Below are 14,871 nucleotides of genomic sequence, written 5' to 3'. Positions count from 1 at the left end.
GTTCATCGTCCTGCCTCCATGGCCCCGGGGAGCCGGGCCACGAACACCGCGCCGCCGGAGACCTGTTCGGGGTGTGCCTCTTCAGGGAGTTCGGGTGTGGGCGGGGGCCCACCGGGTTCCGCGATGTACACGTCGCCACCCCTCGTGCGGGCGATCTGGCGGGCCAGGGCGAGGCCGACGCCACGTCCGCCGACGACCGAGGCGTGGTTCTTCGTGGACACGCCTTCGCGGAAGACGTAGTCCTCATGGGCAACCGTGTCGATCAGGTCGACCGGATCGACCGGGTCGACCGGGACACCGTCACCGGTGTCGGCGACGGTGATGAGCAAGGTGGCCTCCTCCGTCATGAGTTCCACTTCGACGAACTTGGCGGCCCGCTGCCCGTCCTTGGCGGCATCGATCGCGTTGTCCACGAGATTCCCGAACACGGTGGTGACGTCGACGGGCGCGTCGAGGGTGCCGTCGACCCAGGTGGCGCTCCCGATGACCAGGGTCACGCCGCTCTCCCGCGCCTGTGCGGCCTTCGCCGAGAGGAAGGCGCGCAGGTAGGAGTCACGGACCGTGTCGATGCCGGGCAGCGCTTCGCCGAGCCGCCCCGTACCGAGGATCGTGTCGATGTACTCGGCGGTCTCGGTGAGATGCCCGCCGTGGGCGAGCGCCGAGACGACGTGCAGCCGGTTGGCGAACTCGTGGCGCTGCGCGCGCAGCGCCGAGCTCATGGCCTGCACCGCGTCGAGCTGGCGCGTCAACGACTCCACATCGGTACGGTCCTTGACGGTCAGAAGCGTGCCGAGATCGCGCCCGTCCCGACGCACCTTGCGGGACGAGATCACCAGGACCCGCTCGCCGACGGCCGTCATGACAGGACCTTCGGCGGGGCTGCGCAACGCTTCGGCCACCCGGGGTGTAAGACCCAGTTCCCCGAGGCCTTGGCCGGAGGCGGCGTCGGGCACGAGCAGCAGCCGACGCGCCTCGTCATTGACGACGGTGACCTTGCCCTCCGTGTCCAGAGCGAGGACGCCTTCGCCGATGCCGTGCAGGACCGCCTCCTGTTCCTGCACAAGCCCGGCCAGTTCCTCCGGTTCGAGCCCGAGCGTCAGACGCTTCCACCGCCTGGCGAGCAGCGCCGACGCGGCGACGCCGAGCAGCAGGGCGACCACGAGCCAGCCGAGGCCACCGAGCAGCACGCGCAGGAACTGGGCCTGTACGGCGGACACGGCGAGCCCCGCGTTCGCCTCGCCGACGACCTCGGTGGTCGAGCCGGGTGCGTACACGGGAACTTTGGCGACGACCTCTTCACCGAGGTGGGCGCGGTGCCGCGCGAGGACTTCGTTTCCGGCGAGCGCGCCGGACGGGTCGGTGCTCACCTTCCTGCCCAGCTGTGAGTGTTCCGGGTGGGCGAGCCTGATGCCCCGGTCGTCCGTGACGACGACGAACAGTGACCCGGTCCTGACCCGCGCGGCCTCTGCCACGGTCTGCGCCGTGCCCTTCGCGAGCGTCGCACGCGCGGTGTGTGCCGCCCCGCTGCCGGGGTGGTCGTTGGCCGCGGAGAACTCGGCGGTGGCGCGCCGGACGGACGGCTCGGAGGCGATGGTCCTGGCCACCGCGAGCGCACGCAGCTGGTACTCCCGGTCGAGCCGGTGCTCATTGGAGTACGCGAAGGCGGCGAAAGCGGCGGCGAGGGTGACCGCGACCACCGCGCACTGCAGGAGCAGCACCTGGGTCCGCAGCCGCAGCCGTAGCCGGGGCGGCAGCCGGGGTCGTTCTCGCCCCGGCGGTTCGACGATTCGCACCAACCGAAGGTAACCCCGCCCCGGACCGTGCACAGAATGCGCAGAACGCTCAGAACAGGGGTTTCACGGGTTACGAGCACAACCTGGAGGCGCCGGGCGAGCGGCCGATACGTTCCCGCCGGGACACAACGAGCCGCATACCAGGAGTTTCTTCAATGACGACGGCACTCACCGCATCACGCCCGTGTACGGGCCTGTCCACGGGCCCTGACGGCCGCTCGGGAGGCCGACTGTGACGGGCCACACGTGGACGCTGTTGATCATTCTGGCGGCAGCCATCGCCGCGCTGATCACGCTGATCAACTCCCGGCTCCGGTTCCACCCCTTCATCGCCCTGATGACCGTCTCGGTCGGGGTCGCTCTGGCGGCGGGGCAGCCGGTCGAGAAGATCGCCGAGTCCCTGGAGTCGGGTGCGGGCGGCATCCTCGGCGACGTCGGTGTGACGCTCGCGTTCGGCGCGATGCTGGGACGGCTGCTCTCGGCGTCGGGTGCCACGGACAGGATCGCCCGCCTGATCGTCGACCGGGCGAGCGCCCGCTCACTGCCCTGGTACGTGACGGGCGCGGCCTTCGTCATCGGCATCCCGATGTTCTTCGAGATCGGCCTCATCGTCCTGCTCCCGCTGATCTTCAGCGTGGCTCAGCGCCTGGAACGTACGCACAAGATCAACGGATCCCCGTACGTGTACCTGGCGGCGCCCGCGATCGGCGCCCTGTCCACCCTGCACGGCATGGTGGCCCCGCACCCAGGACCGCTGGTCGCGGTGGAGGGCCTGCACGCGAACCTCGGCATGACCATCGCCGTGGGCCTGATCTGCGCGATCCCCACGATCATCGTCGCGGGCCCGGTGTACGGCCGATGGATAGCCCCGCGCCTGGACGTACGCCCCGACCCGGAGCTGATAGCCAAGTTCACAGGGACCGGCACCGGCGAGGAGCCCCGAGAGCAGAGCGAGAACAAGGTCCGCACGGGCTGGGCCCTGGCCGCCGTACTGGTCCCCGTGGCCCTGATGCTCCTGCGCACCATCGCGGAACTCGCGTACGACGAGTCCAGCCAGGTACGGCACGTCCTGACCTTCACCGGTGAGCCGGTGATCGCCATGCTCATCGGCTTCCTCTTCGCACTGTTCGCCCTTGGATACCGCAGCGGCCTGTCCCCGGACTCGATCCGCTCCTCGCTCGCGGACAGCCTGAAGGCCGTCGCGGGCATCCTGCTGATCATCGCGGGCGGCGGGGCGTTCAACCAGGTCCTGGAGGACTCAGGGATCGGCCAGGCCGTGGAGTCCGCGGCATCCGGCATGCACATCAACGTGATCGTGCTCGGCTGGCTGATGGCGCTGCTCCTGTCCTTCTCCACGGGCTCCGCCACGGTCGGCATCGTCGCCGCGACAGGCATCCTCGCCCCTCTCGCCCAGGGCGGCAGCAGCCTGCACACCTCGCTGCTCGTGGTGGCCATCGGCGCCGGTTCGATCGGCCTCAACTACGTGAACCACGCGGGCTTCTGGCTGGTGAAGGAGTCCTTCGGAATGACACTGGGCCAGGCCACGAAGTCACACACGGCCATCCAGACCATCGTGAGCGTCTGCGGACTCCTGATGGCACTGCTGCTGTCGACGGTTGCCTGACGCCGAGCCAACCTGAACGGCGATGCCCTGCCCGGGATTTACGTGTCCGGGCAGGGCACTTGAGCATGAGCCGACGGCGTCAGTCTCGCGCCGCGTACGAGACCGCCCCGGACATCGCCACCCCGACACAACTGTCGCCCTGCGAGCCGCTGTAACTGCTCTTGAACCAGGCCAGTTCGGACGACGTGCTCATAGCGCTCCTCGCATCCGCTTCAACAGGCTCAGGGAATCCTCTGGGGCCAGACCTGTGCGCGCGTCTTGGCACGCTGACGTCCACGCCCGGCTCGCGGTGCGGAATCAGCATCACCGCTCGGCCGCCCACCTGCCCGGGCGCCGGTCCGGCGGAGGCGCGTTCTTAGGCGAGCTGACTTGCCAGCAGGGGCAAGTACTTCGGTCATGCCGCCAGGCGGGTGCCGCGGCGCCAGATGGCACGGGTGTTGAGGGTGTCGCCGATGTTGCTCGTCGGGTCGCCGTCGACCATCAGAAGGTCGGCGCGGAGTCCCTCGGCGATGCGCCCGCGGTCGCTGAGGTGGAAGCGGCGGGCCGTGGTCGCCGTGGCCGCGCGCAGGGCCCGTGCGGGGGTGAGGCCGGCCGCTACCAGGTACTGCAGTTCGTGGTGGAGGCTCGCCCCGTGTGCCAGGCCCCCGAAGAACGTCTCCGGCATCGAGACGTCGGTGCCGGCCAGCACGTCGACGCCGGCGGCGTCCAGCGCGCGCACGGTGTCGTACACGTCGTGGAGTTTGCCCTGCGGGTAGCGGTTGTAGCTGGAGCGCAGGGTCCTGTCCCAGTCGCTGTCGAGGCGTGCGGCGACCCGGGGGTCGTCGGCGAGTTCGCTGCCGGTGATCCCCATCATCGAGGCGTTGAGAGTGATGCAGGGGATGACGAACATGCCCGCGTCCTTGATCACACTGATGATCTCGGCGGTGTGCGGCTGGTCCATGAAGACGTGGGTGAGGCCGTCGATGCCGGCTTCGGCGGCCATCCTGGTGGCCTCCACGGTCAGCGCGTGGGCCACGGTAAGGGCGCCGTACTTCTTGGCTTCGGCGACCCCGGCGTTAACGGTGGCCTGGTCGAGCGCGGGCAGTCCGGGGTGTCCCTCCACGCTGCCGTCGTCGATCATGAACTTGATGAAGTCGGAGCCCCGGGCGAGGAGCTGGGGCACGAAGGCGGCCGCTTCCTCGGGCGTGGTGGAGAACGGCATCAGGGGCATCACCGGGGGGAGGTCCCACTTCGGCCGGAAGCCTTCGGGCATCAGTTCGCTCGGGTGACCACCGGGCGGTGTGATGGCGAAGCCGGAAGAGCGCACGTCAGCCAGGGTGTCGTCGTCGGTGATGGGTCCACGGTTCTCCCGTGTGTTCATCCCCTGCATCTCCAGTTCGGTCGTCACCCCGAACCGTAGGGCGAGCGCCAGGGAACCCGGAGCGGAGTGCACATGGGCGTCGACGAGTCCCGGCAGCAGGGTGGTGCCGCTGCCGTCGACGATCTCGCTGTCCCGAGGGGCGTCGCCACCGATGCGGGCGATCCTCCCGCCGTCGATGACCACGGTCTGCACGCCGACCGCCTTCTCCCCGTCGAAGATCTGCGCGTTGGTGATCGCGGTGAGCGCCATGGCAGTCCGCCTCGTTTCCTCGTTCGTCCAAGATTTACATACCTAATGCTATGTACTTGTCTAGTGGTATGCAAATGTGCGGACCGGGCCTAGACTCAGCCACATGAGCAGCGCGTCTTTCTCCGAGCAGTCTTCCGACGAGCTGGCACTGGACCAGATCGGCCCGGCACTGTCCCGTCTCCGACGACGCGCACCGGCATCGAACAAGGACCTGTCCCGCAACCTCGTACTCAATGTGATCGCCGATGCGCCGGGCGAGACGACCGTCGGTGGTCTCGCCGCCGAGATGGGCGTCGCCCAGCCGGTGGCCAGCCGGACCGTCGCCGCCTGCATAGAGGAAGGGCTGCTGCGCCGGGCGGTGTCCCAGTCCGACGGACGCCGCACCGTGCTCGAACTCACCGAGCACGGCGAGGCCGAACGCAACCGCTTCGCCACTGAACAGCGCGAAGCGTTCGAGGAGATCACCGCCGCCTGGTCACCGGAGGAGCGGATCCAGTTCGCACGCCTCTTGGCCCGATACGGAGCTGACGCCACCGCCTGGTCCAGGAAACAGGCCACAAGCCGCGACTGAACGAGCAGCGCCCCCACACCGGATCATGGCCAAGGGAATGAAGCTCGACAAGGGTGACCAGGTCTTCTGGAGCAGCCATGGGCAGACCGTTCCGGGCAAGGTGAAGAAGAAGGTCACGGAACGCGCCGATGTGGCGGGACGAACCGCAGGGCCATGACCCGGTGGGGTGAGTGACCGGTTACGTGAGCGACGCGCGTCCGGCGTGTGTCGCGTACCGCCTTCGTCGTCGTGCGCTTTGATCTGTGAGGTGAGGGAAGCGTCGTGTCGCGGATCGCGTCCGGCCGCCAGGCAACAGATCGGCAATGGAGCGCTCGGCATGACTGCGGACAAGGCGGAGGAGGCAGAGGAGGCGGGGGAGTCCGGTACTCCCCACTGGCACTGGCTCTTCGGCGACCAGCTCGGTCCCCACTTCATCGACCCGGCCCGGGGCGGCCCGCACCGGGACGCGCCGCTCCTCATGATCGAGGCCCGCAGCGTCTTCCGGCGGCGGCGGTTCCACCGTGCCAAGGCCCACCTGATCCTCTCGGCGATGCGCCACCGGGCCGCCGAGCTCGGTGACCGCGTGCGGTACGTCAAGGCGGACACCTACCGCCAGGGCCTGCGCGAGGCAGTGGGGGACACCACGGTGACCGTGCACCACCCGACGTCCCACGCGGCCAGCAACTTCGTGCGCGCGCTGCCCTCCGTACGGGTGCTGCCCGCCCGCGGATTCCTCGTGACGCACGACGAGTTCAAGACCTGGGCTGACGGCCGTGGCACGAAGCACCTCCGGCAGGAGGACTTCTACCGCTGGGTCCGCCAGTCGCACGACCTGCTGATGGAGGGCGACCGGCCTGCGGGCGGCCGTTGGAACCTCGACCACGACAACCGGCAGCCCCCGCCCAAAGGCGCCGCCGACCTGGGTGTTCCCGCGCCCTATCACCCCCGGGAGAGCGACATCGACGCCGAGGTGCGGGCCGATCTCGACCGCTGGGAGCGCGACGGTGACGTCGAGTTCGTCGGTGAGGACGGGCCACGCTGGTTCCCCGCCACCCGCCGCGAGGCACTCGCCGCGCTCCGCCGCTTCGTCGAACACCGGCTCGCCACGTTCGGCGCGTACGAGGACGCGATTCTCGCCGAGGACGTGACGATGAGCCACAGCCTGCTCTCCTCGTCGCTCAACCTCGGCCTCCTGGACCCCGCCGAATGCGTCGAACGGGCCGAGGCGCAGTGGCGGTCCGGCGACGTGCCGCTCAACAGCGCCGAAGGTTTCGTACGACAGATCGCAGGCTGGCGCGAGTATGTCTGGCACGTCTACTGGTACTTCGGCACGCGCTACCGCGAGAGCAACACCCTGCGCCATCACGCGCCACTGCCCGACTGGTTCACGGAACTGTCCCCGGACGGGACCGACGCGAACTGCCTGACCCACGCCGTGCGGCAGGTCAAGGAGACGGGCTGGACGCACCACATTCCCCGCCTGATGATCCTGGGCAGTTTTGCGCTGCAGCGGGGGTGGGAGCCCCGGGCCGTCACCGACTGGTTCCACCGCAGCTTCGTCGACGGCTACGACTGGGTCATGGTGCCGAACGTGGTGGGCATGTCGCAGTACGCGGACGGGGGCCGCATGACCACCAAGCCCTACACGTCCGGAGGCGCGTACATCGACCGCATGAGCGACCTCTGCGGCCCCTGCCGGTACAAGCCGTCCGTACGGGTCGGCGAGGACGCCTGCCCCTTCACCGCCGGGTACTGGAACCTTCTGCACCGGCACCGCGACCGGTTCGAACGCAACGCGCGGATGTCTCAGGCGGTACGGGGGCTCGACCGCCTCCGCGATCTCGATGAGCTCCTCGAGCAGGAGCGCGACCGCCGGGACTGAGGACTGAGACCCTTGGCGCGGAAGAGAAGCGGACAGGCGGAGAGGAACAGCACGTGGGTCAGCCGGCGGGCCAGTCAGCGGGAGAGTCCGCCTCCGGAGAGCCCGAGCAGCAAGCGCTCTTCGGGTGGTCGGACGCCGCCGCACCGGCCAAGGCCGCGCACGGGCCGTTCCGGGACAGCCCGCAGGCACGCCGGATGCTCGACGTACGCGAGGTCTACGCGGAACCGGCGGCCCTCGACTCGCCGCGCGGCCAGCAGATCATGGCCCGGCTGCCGGACGCCCGCGTGACCGAGGTCGCCAGCCACTGGAACATCCCCGCCCTGCACGGCAACGACGGCAACATCGGCCGGTGGGTCCGCATCAAGACCGAGACGCTCGTCCTCGGGGTCAAGCACACGCTCGCGACGCGCCCCAACGGCAGATCGGCCGACTGGATCGCGCCCGGCCCCTCCAACGGCTGCGCGATGGCCTGCGCCTACTGCTACGTCCCCCGCCGCAAGGGCTTCGCCAACCCCATCACGCTGTTCACCAACATCGAGGCGATCGTGGCCCATGTACGGCGTCACGTGCGTGCCCAGGGCCCCAAGCCGGAACCCAACCAGTGCGATCCACAGGCTTGGGTCTACGACATCGGCGAGAACGGTGACTGCTCCGTCGACGCCCTGGTCTGCGACAACACTGCAGACCTCGTCGCCGCGTTCCGCGGCCTTGAGACCGCCAAAGCCTCCTTCGCGACCAAGTTCGTCAACCCCGACCTGCTCGCACTCGACCCGCAGGGGCGTACGCGCGTGCGCTTCTCCCTCATGCCGCCCGACGACGCCCGCCTCCTCGACATCCGCACCAGCCCGATCGACGAGCGCATCGCCGCGGCCCCGGACTTCCTCGACGCCGGATACGAGGTCCACTTCAACCTCTCGCCCGTCGTACTGCGCCCCGGGTGGCAGCGCGACTGGGCCGACCTGCTCACCCACCTCGACGACGTCCTGCCCGCCCGCGTGAAGGAACAGGCGGCGGCCGAGGTCATCATGCTGACCCACAACGAGCAGCTCCACGAGGTCAACCTGGGCTGGCACCCCCGCGCCGAGGACGTGCTGTGGCAGCCGACCGCACAGGAGACCAAGCGCTCTCAGAACGGGGCCGTCAACGTTCGCTACTCCCTGGAGATCAAGCAGCAAGCCCTGACACGAATCCAGCAGCTCCTTGCGACGCACACACCGTGGCTGCGCGTCAGGTACGCCTTTTGAGGAGAGGACGCTCCCGACCGCGACGGCGGGCCGGAGGCAGGGGGAGTGGGGCAGCGCCGGGGACCACCGTGTTGGTCAGCGTGCCGATTCCCTCCACCGTGAGGGTGACCGTGTCCCCGGGCTTCAGTGGGGGTGGCGTCTGCTCGCCTCGTACGCCCCATAGTTCCGCCAGGCAGCCGCCGTTGCCGCACGTGCCGGAGCCGAGGATGTCGCCGGGGCGGACGACCGTGCCGCGTGAGGCGTACGCGGTCATCTCCTCGAAGGTCCAGCTCATGTTGGAGAGGAGATCCTCACCGATCACCCGGCCGTTGACCTCTGCGGTCAGGGCCAGGCGCAGGAAGCCGTCGGCGTCGCGGTACGACTCCAGTTCGTCGGCGGTGACGAGGTACGGGCCGAGTGTGGTGGCGGTGTCCTTGCCCTTGCAGGGGCCGAGGCCGACCTTCATCTCGGCGGACTGGAGATCGCGTGCGGACCAGTCGTTGAAGACGGTGTAGCCGATGATGTGGTCGCGGGCCCGGGACGGGGTGAGGTCGCGGCCCTCGCGGCCGATGACCGCCGCGACCTCGAGTTCGTAGTCGAGGACCGTCGAGCCCGGGGGCATCGGGATGTCGTCGTGCGGGCCGAAGACCGCGTGGGGGTTGGCGAAGTAGAACGTCGGTGCCGCGTACCACCGCTCGGGAACGCCGCTCACGCCGTCCACGGAGCGGCGTACTCCCTCGACGTGCTCCTCGAACGTGACGAAGTCCCTTATGGATGTCGGTTGGAGCGGGGGCAGTAGCCGTACTTGGGAGTGGTGTGGTCCCGGTCGTCGTCTGCTCAACGCGGTGGCGCCCGCATTGAGCAGGGCCGGCAGGTCGCCTGTGGCGTCGATCAGCTCGGTCAGCGTGAGCGAGTCCGCACCGGGCACGGGGTAGAGGGCGCCGGTCTCATCGATTACGGCGACTCCCGTGCGGTGCTGGTGTTCGTAGGCGGCGAAACGCATGAGGTCGCCTCTCAGACCGGCGGGGCGATGAACACGCCTCGGTCGGGGTCGTTGAACGACTCCTTGGCGACGAGTTCGTTCATGGGGTTGGCGGTGCCCCACTGGTCGGTGACCTCGGGCCGGGAGAAGTCGTAGACGTGCGGGTGCCAGGTGTCCTCGTCCAGCTCCTCCAACTCCGTCGTGTACTCGACGGTGTTGCCGTGCGGGTCCAGGAAGTACGTGAACGTGTTGTCGCCCGCCATGTGTCGGCCAGGACCCCAGATCTTCTGGAATCCGGCGCGCATGACACGGCCCGAGCCGCGCATGTACTCGTCCAGACCGCGCATCTCGAAGGAGACGTGGTGCAGGGCGGTGTGCGGGCCCTGGGCGATGGCCATGGAGTGGTGCCGGTTGCTGATCCGCATGAAGTGCATGACCTCACCCATGTGGGGCGAGCTCAGCGTGTCTGACAGGGCGAAGCCGAGGTGGCGTTCGTACCATTCCCGAGTCCGGTTCAGGTCAGGGGAGTTGAGGACCACGTGCGACAGCTTGACCGGGATCGCCTCCTTCTCCTCGATCTTGCGGTGCTGCCGGACCTCGACGTCCGTGGAGACCTCGATGGTGCGGCCGTCGACATCGAAGAAGCGGAAGCCGTAGCCGCCCCCGGGGGTGTCGACCCGGCCCGGCTGCGTGATCAGCTGCACGTCGTCCGCGAGGAGTTCCTCGGCCAGCGTGTCGACGTCCGCCCGGGATGCCGCGCCGTACGAGACGAGGTCGAGGCGCTTCTCGTCCGCCTTCCGCAGGCGCACGACGTACTGCTCGGGTGAGCCCTCCGCGGCCAGGAAGGAGATGCCGGAGTCCTCGGCGACCTTGGTCAGGCCCCAGACGCCGGAGTAGAAGTCGAGCTGCTTGTCGTAGTCGGGGACGGCCAGGTCTACGTGCCTGAGGTGGGTGAGCAGGCGCATGGTGTCAGTCCGTTCACTGAAGTTGCAGGAGGGAGGCCGCGTTGCGGCCGCGTACGGCGTCGAGGTCGGCGTCGGTCAGCCGCGCGGCCCGCAGCGCACCGACCGGATCCTCGCTGCCCATGTCGAAGGGGAAGTCCGAGCCGAGGAGCACCCGGTCCGCACCGGCCGCCCGCACCAACTCGCGCAGCACGTAGGGGTCGTGGACCAGCGAGTCGAAGTAGAGGCGCTTGAGATAGCTGCTCGGCGGGTGGGCGCAGGACGCGCCCGCGTCGGTCCGGGTCGACCAGGCGTGGTCGGAGCGCCCGATGTGCGTGGGCAGATATCCGCCTCCGTGCGCGGCTATCAGCCGCAGGCCCGGATGCCGGTCGAGGACGCCGGAGAAGATGAGGTGGGAGAGCGCGACGGCGTTCTCGGTGGGCTGCCCGACGGTGTTGGACAGGTACCACTGGTCGAGGCGGTCGTCGAGCGTGCAGCCGAAGGGGTGCAGGAAGATGAGCGCGCCCGTCTCCTCGGCGCGGGTCCAGAGCGGCTCGTAGGCCGGGTCGGACAGTTCGCGCGGTTCGCGCGGTTCGCTTCCCGGGGCGTGGCTCGATATCTCTATGCCCAAGAGGCCCTGTTCCAGAGCGTGTTCGAGGGCTTGAGGCGCCTGCTCAGGATGCTGGAGCGGCGCGAGACCGAGGCCCTTGAGGCGGGCGGGGGCGGCCGAACAGTGCGCCGCCGTCGCCTCGTTGGCCAGCCGGTACACCTTCTCGGCCGTCTCCGCGTCGGCCCAGTAGTGGTAATGCGAAGGGGACGGGCTGACCAGTTGTACGTCCACACCCTGGGCGTCCATCGCGGCCAGGCGTACGGAGACGTCCGTGAGCCGGGGAATGCGCTCGCGCACCATGGGGCCGCTGACGGCGAGGGCGGCTCGGCCGTTGCGGCGGGCGTCCAGCGCCTTGGCCTCCGCGTGGCCGGGCAGGCCGGCCACGAGTGCGTCCACCTCGGACAGCAGGACGTGCGCGTGCACGTCGACGGTGGGAACTGTCGGGTGACTCACGGGCGCTCCTTGAGCAAGGCCATGGTGCGGCCCATCAGGCCGGGCACGTCGGCGTCGCGCACCCCGTCAAGCTGCCACCGGCCGATCTGTACGGATGCCTCCACGACGGGACGTACCCGCTGGATGCGCCGCTCGTAGTACGCCTGGAACAAGGCGTCGTCCCACTCGTCGGCGCCGATGAGGAGTTCGGTGAGGACGAGCGCGTCCTCCAGGGAGAGCGCCGCGCCCTGCGCGAGGGTGGGCGGGCAGCAGTGGGCGGAGTCACCGGCCAGCACCACCCGCCCCCGATGCCAGGAGCCCTCCACCAGCATCTGGTCGAACCAGGTGTAGTTGACCTTCGCCGGGTCGGTGATGTGCGGGGCGATCTCCGGCCAGAAGCCGCCGTAGTGCCGCGCGAGGGAGCGCATCTCGTCGGCGTACGACTCCGGCGGGATCGACGCGCGATCCCGGTTGGCCTCGGCGACGTACGCGTAGAGCGTGGACTCGCCGGTCGGGCAGTAACCGGCGATGTAGGCCGGACCACCGTAGGTCAGGTCCGTGCGAACGACGCCTTCGGGGCGGGGGGCGGCGATGCGCCAGATGGCCATGCCGGTGGGTTCCGGCTCGGCGGTGATGCCGATCGCGGCGCGGGTGGCGGAACTGACACCGTCGGCGGCGATCACCAGGTCGTAGCGCCCGGTCGTGCCGTCGGTGAAGTCCACCGTCACGCCGTCCTGGTCCCGGTCCTGGTCTTGGTCTTGGTCCAGGGACGTGGCCCGGACGCCCAGGCGCACGGTGGCCCCCGACTTACGGACGGCGTCGATGAGGATCTGCTGGAGCTGCGGGCGCTGAATGCCGACGGTGGCGGGGAGGTCGTCGCCGCCGGTTCGGACGTCCTCGGCGACGTGCAGGACGGTGCCGTCGGGCGCGGTGATGCCGACCGTTCCGAAGCCGTGGCCGGATGCCTGCACTTGCTCCCACACGCCGAGCTCACGCAGGACGCGCAGCGCGTTGCCCTGCAAGGTGATGCCCGAGCCCGCGGTGGCGTTCCAGTCGTCCTTGGCCTCGATCAGGTCCACGGCGATGTCCGCCCGGCGCAGCAGGATCGTGGCCGCGTTGCCGGCCGCGCCGCCGCCTATGACGAGAACCGATCGGGTGGGTGTGCTCATGGGGAGTAACTCCTCTGCTGCGCTGCCTACTTGACGGCGACGGGATTGACCGGCGAGCCTACGGCGCCGGTGATGGGCAGGGGAGCGGCGGTGAGCCAGAACGCGTACACGCCGTCCGTCGCACAGTCGGCGGCCAGTGCCTCCAGGTCCCACATCTCGCCGATGAGCAGCCCCATGTTGGGGATGACGACCTGGTGGAGCGGTTGGAAGGCGTGCTCGAACTCGTTCGGACGGACCTCGAAGCCCCAGGTGTCGGTGGCGATCGCGGCGATCTCGGTGCGGTGCAGCCATCCCGCCGTGGTGAAGGAGAGGCCCGGCGCGGGGCCGCCTGCGTAGTCGCCCCAGCCCTCGCGTCGTGCTCGGCTCAGTTGTCCGGTGCGCACGACGACGATGTCGCCGCGGCCGATCACCACACCGTGCGCCTCGGCGGCCGCCGTCAGATGCTCCTCGGTGACGGCGAACGCGTCGGGCAGCTCACCGTCCTCGCCCACGATTCGGCCCACGTCCAGCAGGACACCGCGTCCGGCGACGTGCGGGGCCATGTGCTCGATGCCGGTGACCAGGTCGCCGTCGGAGGTCACGACCTGGTCCGCGGGCCGCCCGTTCCAGGCCTTGCCGTGGTCGAAGATGTGCCCGAGCCCGTCCCACTGCGTGGAGCACTGCAGTGGCATGGCTATCACGTCGTCGGCGCCGCCGAGCCCGTGCGGGAAGCCCTGGTTGCCGAGCGCCGCGTCGGTTCCGGTGTCCAGCATGGTGTGCACCGGGTTGGTGCGCCGCCGCCAGCCCTTCTGCGGACCATCCATGTCGAACCGCTGCGACAGCGAGAAACTGACGCCTCGTCGCACGAGCGCGGCACCTGCGCGGCGCCTGGCCTCGTCGAGGAAGTTGAGGGTGCCAAGCACGTCGTCCTCGCCCCAACGGCCCCAGTTGGAGTACGCCTTGGCGGCGCGGGCGATGGCGCCCTCCGGGTCGGTGCGGTCCAGCGGCGTCACCGCGCCTGCTCCTCGGCCACGCATCGGGTGCGCTGAGCGCCGAGACCGGTGAGGGAGCCGTCCATGACGTCCCCGTCGCGCAGCAGCCGTCCCCAGTGCATGCCGTTGCCTGCCGGTGAACCCGTCAACACCAGGTCTCCGGGCAGGAGCTGGGCCGCCTGGGAAGCGTAGGAGATCATGCGTGCGACGTCGAAGATCATGTCCTTGGTGGACTCGTCCTGCATGGTCTCGCCGTTGAGCTTCAGGGTGACCCGCAGATCGCCGGGCTCGGCGATCGAATCGGCGGGCACGATCCACGGGCCGAGCGGAGTGAAGCCGGGCGCGTTCTTGCTGCGCAGCCAGTCGGTGCCGATCTGCGGCATGTCCCGGCGGAACACGGTCGCCCGGTCGGTGAGGTCATTGGCGATCGTGTATCCGGCGACGTACTTCAACGCTTCGTCCACCGGCACCTGATGGGCGGACCGGCCGACGACCGCGGCCAACTCCAGCTCCCAGTCGGGTTGCCGGGCCCACGCGGGCAGTACGACATCGTCGTACGGCCCCGTGATCGCGCTCGGCAGACCGATGAACACGTACGGCAGATCCTCGGCGGCCCGCCGGTCCATGAGCGCGGCGGCCTCCTCGCGCCGCTCCTCGTCGGATCGCTCGTCCGACGGGGTGCGGTGGGCGACATGAAGGTCGATGACGTGCTTGCGGTAGTTGGCGCCGGACTGGAAGACCTGCCGGGGCTCGACCGGAGCGTGCACCCGGAACTCCGCCAGCGGCCGTCGCGCCGCACCGGCATCGTTGGCCAGCGCACGCAGCCGGGGAAGGAACTCGTCCCAGCGCTCAAGGAGTCCGCGCACGGTCAGCGCCGGTTCTCCGAATGCCGCGCGTACGTCGATCGCCTGCCCGTCGGGAGTCACGAGGGCGGGGAACCCCGCAGGGCCCGTCTGATCCGGGGTCGTCTGATCCGGGGCGGAGAGGGTGCCGAGGGCGAAGGGCCCGGCAAAGAGCGCGGATGCGGGTGCGGGTTCGGGTTCGGCTTTCACGAACATGTCCTCCTGATTGCGGTGTGACCAATC

General features: G+C 69.5%; 14 protein-coding genes. 5 read left to right on the top strand and 9 right to left on the bottom strand.

Going from position 1 to position 14,871, the window contains the following annotated elements; translation table 11 throughout:
- Positions 1-2: 2 nt before the first annotated feature.
- Positions 3-1,793, bottom strand: a complete 1,791-nt coding sequence (locus ACWFRJ_RS15330; RefSeq protein ID WP_453529521.1) for an ATP-binding protein — start codon at positions 1,791-1,793, stop codon at positions 3-5.
- 232 nt (positions 1,794-2,025) lie between these two features.
- Here ACWFRJ_RS15330 and ACWFRJ_RS15325 point away from each other — a divergent pair, with 232 nt between their 5' ends.
- The gene (locus ACWFRJ_RS15325) at positions 2,026-3,417 is read left to right on the top strand and encodes a GntP family permease (RefSeq protein ID WP_453529518.1); all 1,392 of its coding nucleotides are present in this window, start codon (positions 2,026-2,028) and stop codon (positions 3,415-3,417) included.
- Positions 3,418-3,496: 79 nt separating this feature from the next.
- Here ACWFRJ_RS15325 and ACWFRJ_RS15320 read toward each other — a convergent pair whose 3' ends face one another.
- Positions 3,497-3,610, bottom strand: coding sequence for a DUF397 domain-containing protein (locus tag ACWFRJ_RS15320; RefSeq protein ID WP_453529515.1), 114 nt, complete (start codon positions 3,608-3,610; stop codon positions 3,497-3,499).
- Positions 3,611-3,811: 201 nt separating this feature from the next.
- Entirely contained in the window at positions 3,812-5,026 is a 1,215-nt protein-coding gene (locus tag ACWFRJ_RS15315) for an amidohydrolase family protein (RefSeq protein ID WP_453529512.1), read from the bottom strand.
- A 103-nt stretch (positions 5,027-5,129) separates the two neighbouring features.
- Between ACWFRJ_RS15315 and ACWFRJ_RS15310 the strand changes: the two genes are divergently transcribed.
- The 4 genes from ACWFRJ_RS15310 to ACWFRJ_RS15295 all read left to right on the top strand — a co-directional run bounded on the left by ACWFRJ_RS15310 (position 5,130) and on the right by ACWFRJ_RS15295 (position 8,702).
- On the top strand, positions 5,130-5,597 hold the full coding sequence (locus ACWFRJ_RS15310) for a MarR family winged helix-turn-helix transcriptional regulator (RefSeq protein ID WP_453529509.1): 468 nt from the start codon (positions 5,130-5,132) through the stop codon (positions 5,595-5,597).
- A 25-nt stretch (positions 5,598-5,622) separates the two neighbouring features.
- The gene (locus ACWFRJ_RS15305; RefSeq protein ID WP_453529506.1) at positions 5,623-5,754 is read left to right on the top strand and encodes an HVA1 family protein; all 132 of its coding nucleotides are present in this window, start codon (positions 5,623-5,625) and stop codon (positions 5,752-5,754) included.
- A 159-nt stretch (positions 5,755-5,913) separates the two neighbouring features.
- Positions 5,914-7,458 carry a cryptochrome/photolyase family protein gene (locus ACWFRJ_RS15300; protein ID WP_453529503.1) on the top strand — a complete coding sequence of 515 codons (1,545 nt, stop codon included), beginning with the start codon at positions 5,914-5,916 and terminating at the stop codon, positions 7,456-7,458.
- Positions 7,459-7,511: 53 nt separating this feature from the next.
- Positions 7,512-8,702: a spore photoproduct lyase family protein gene (locus tag ACWFRJ_RS15295; protein WP_453529500.1), complete on the top strand. Its 1,191-nt coding sequence runs from the start codon at positions 7,512-7,514 to the stop codon at positions 8,700-8,702.
- Here ACWFRJ_RS15295 and ACWFRJ_RS15290 read toward each other — a convergent pair.
- From ACWFRJ_RS15290 to ACWFRJ_RS15265, 6 genes are read right to left on the bottom strand one after another with little or no spacing between them, the layout of a single operon-like run.
- Complete coding sequence (locus ACWFRJ_RS15290; RefSeq protein ID WP_453529498.1) at positions 8,686-9,684, bottom strand: fumarylacetoacetate hydrolase family protein; 999 nt, start codon at positions 9,682-9,684, stop codon at positions 8,686-8,688. The genes ACWFRJ_RS15295 and ACWFRJ_RS15290 overlap by 17 nt on opposite strands.
- A gap of 11 nt (positions 9,685-9,695) precedes the next feature.
- Positions 9,696-10,628 (bottom strand): VOC family protein, encoded by a 933-nt coding sequence (locus ACWFRJ_RS15285; protein ID WP_453529495.1) that lies wholly within the window; start codon positions 10,626-10,628, stop codon positions 9,696-9,698.
- A gap of 13 nt (positions 10,629-10,641) precedes the next feature.
- On the bottom strand, positions 10,642-11,667 hold the full coding sequence (locus ACWFRJ_RS15280; RefSeq protein ID WP_453529492.1) for an amidohydrolase family protein: 1,026 nt from the start codon (positions 11,665-11,667) through the stop codon (positions 10,642-10,644).
- Positions 11,664-12,815, bottom strand: coding sequence for an FAD-dependent oxidoreductase (locus ACWFRJ_RS15275; protein ID WP_453529489.1), 1,152 nt, complete (start codon positions 12,813-12,815; stop codon positions 11,664-11,666). Before ACWFRJ_RS15275 ends, ACWFRJ_RS15280 begins: the two co-directional genes overlap by 4 nt.
- Positions 12,816-12,841: 26 nt before the next feature.
- Positions 12,842-13,831, bottom strand: a complete 990-nt coding sequence (locus ACWFRJ_RS15270; RefSeq protein ID WP_453529486.1) for a cyclase family protein — start codon at positions 13,829-13,831, stop codon at positions 12,842-12,844.
- Positions 13,804-14,838, bottom strand: a complete 1,035-nt coding sequence (locus ACWFRJ_RS15265) for a fumarylacetoacetate hydrolase family protein (protein ID WP_453529483.1) — start codon at positions 14,836-14,838, stop codon at positions 13,804-13,806. The genes ACWFRJ_RS15270 and ACWFRJ_RS15265 overlap by 28 nt, the downstream gene beginning before the upstream one ends.
- Positions 14,839-14,871 lie beyond the last annotated feature (33 nt).

The sequence above is a fragment of the Streptomyces sp. NPDC055239 genome (assembly GCF_053606205.1).
The sequence above is the reverse complement of the archived record's forward strand: the minus strand, read 5'-3'. Positions and strand labels throughout refer to the sequence as shown.

Excerpts from the sequence above, each read along its gene's own strand:
- ACWFRJ_RS15310 (WP_453529509.1), top strand. The coding sequence starts at position 5,130 with ATGAGCAGCGCGTCTTTCTCCGAGCAGTCTTCCGACGAGCTGGCACTG.
- ACWFRJ_RS15305 (WP_453529506.1), top strand. The coding sequence starts at position 5,623 with ATGGCCAAGGGAATGAAGCTCGACAAGGGTGACCAGGTCTTCTGGAGC.
- ACWFRJ_RS15320 (WP_453529515.1), bottom strand. The coding sequence starts at position 3,610 with ATGAGCACGTCGTCCGAACTGGCCTGGTTCAAGAGCAGTTACAGCGGC.
- ACWFRJ_RS15300 (WP_453529503.1), top strand. The coding sequence starts at position 5,914 with ATGACTGCGGACAAGGCGGAGGAGGCAGAGGAGGCGGGGGAGTCCGGT.
- ACWFRJ_RS15285 (WP_453529495.1), bottom strand. The coding sequence starts at position 10,628 with ATGCGCCTGCTCACCCACCTCAGGCACGTAGACCTGGCCGTCCCCGAC.
- ACWFRJ_RS15270 (WP_453529486.1), bottom strand. The coding sequence starts at position 13,831 with ATGCGTGGCCGAGGAGCAGGCGCGGTGACGCCGCTGGACCGCACCGAC.
- ACWFRJ_RS15315 (WP_453529512.1), bottom strand. The coding sequence starts at position 5,026 with ATGGCGCTCACCGCGATCACCAACGCGCAGATCTTCGACGGGGAGAAG.
- ACWFRJ_RS15275 (WP_453529489.1), bottom strand. The coding sequence starts at position 12,815 with ATGAGCACACCCACCCGATCGGTTCTCGTCATAGGCGGCGGCGCGGCC.
- ACWFRJ_RS15290 (WP_453529498.1), bottom strand. The coding sequence starts at position 9,684 with ATGCGTTTCGCCGCCTACGAACACCAGCACCGCACGGGAGTCGCCGTA.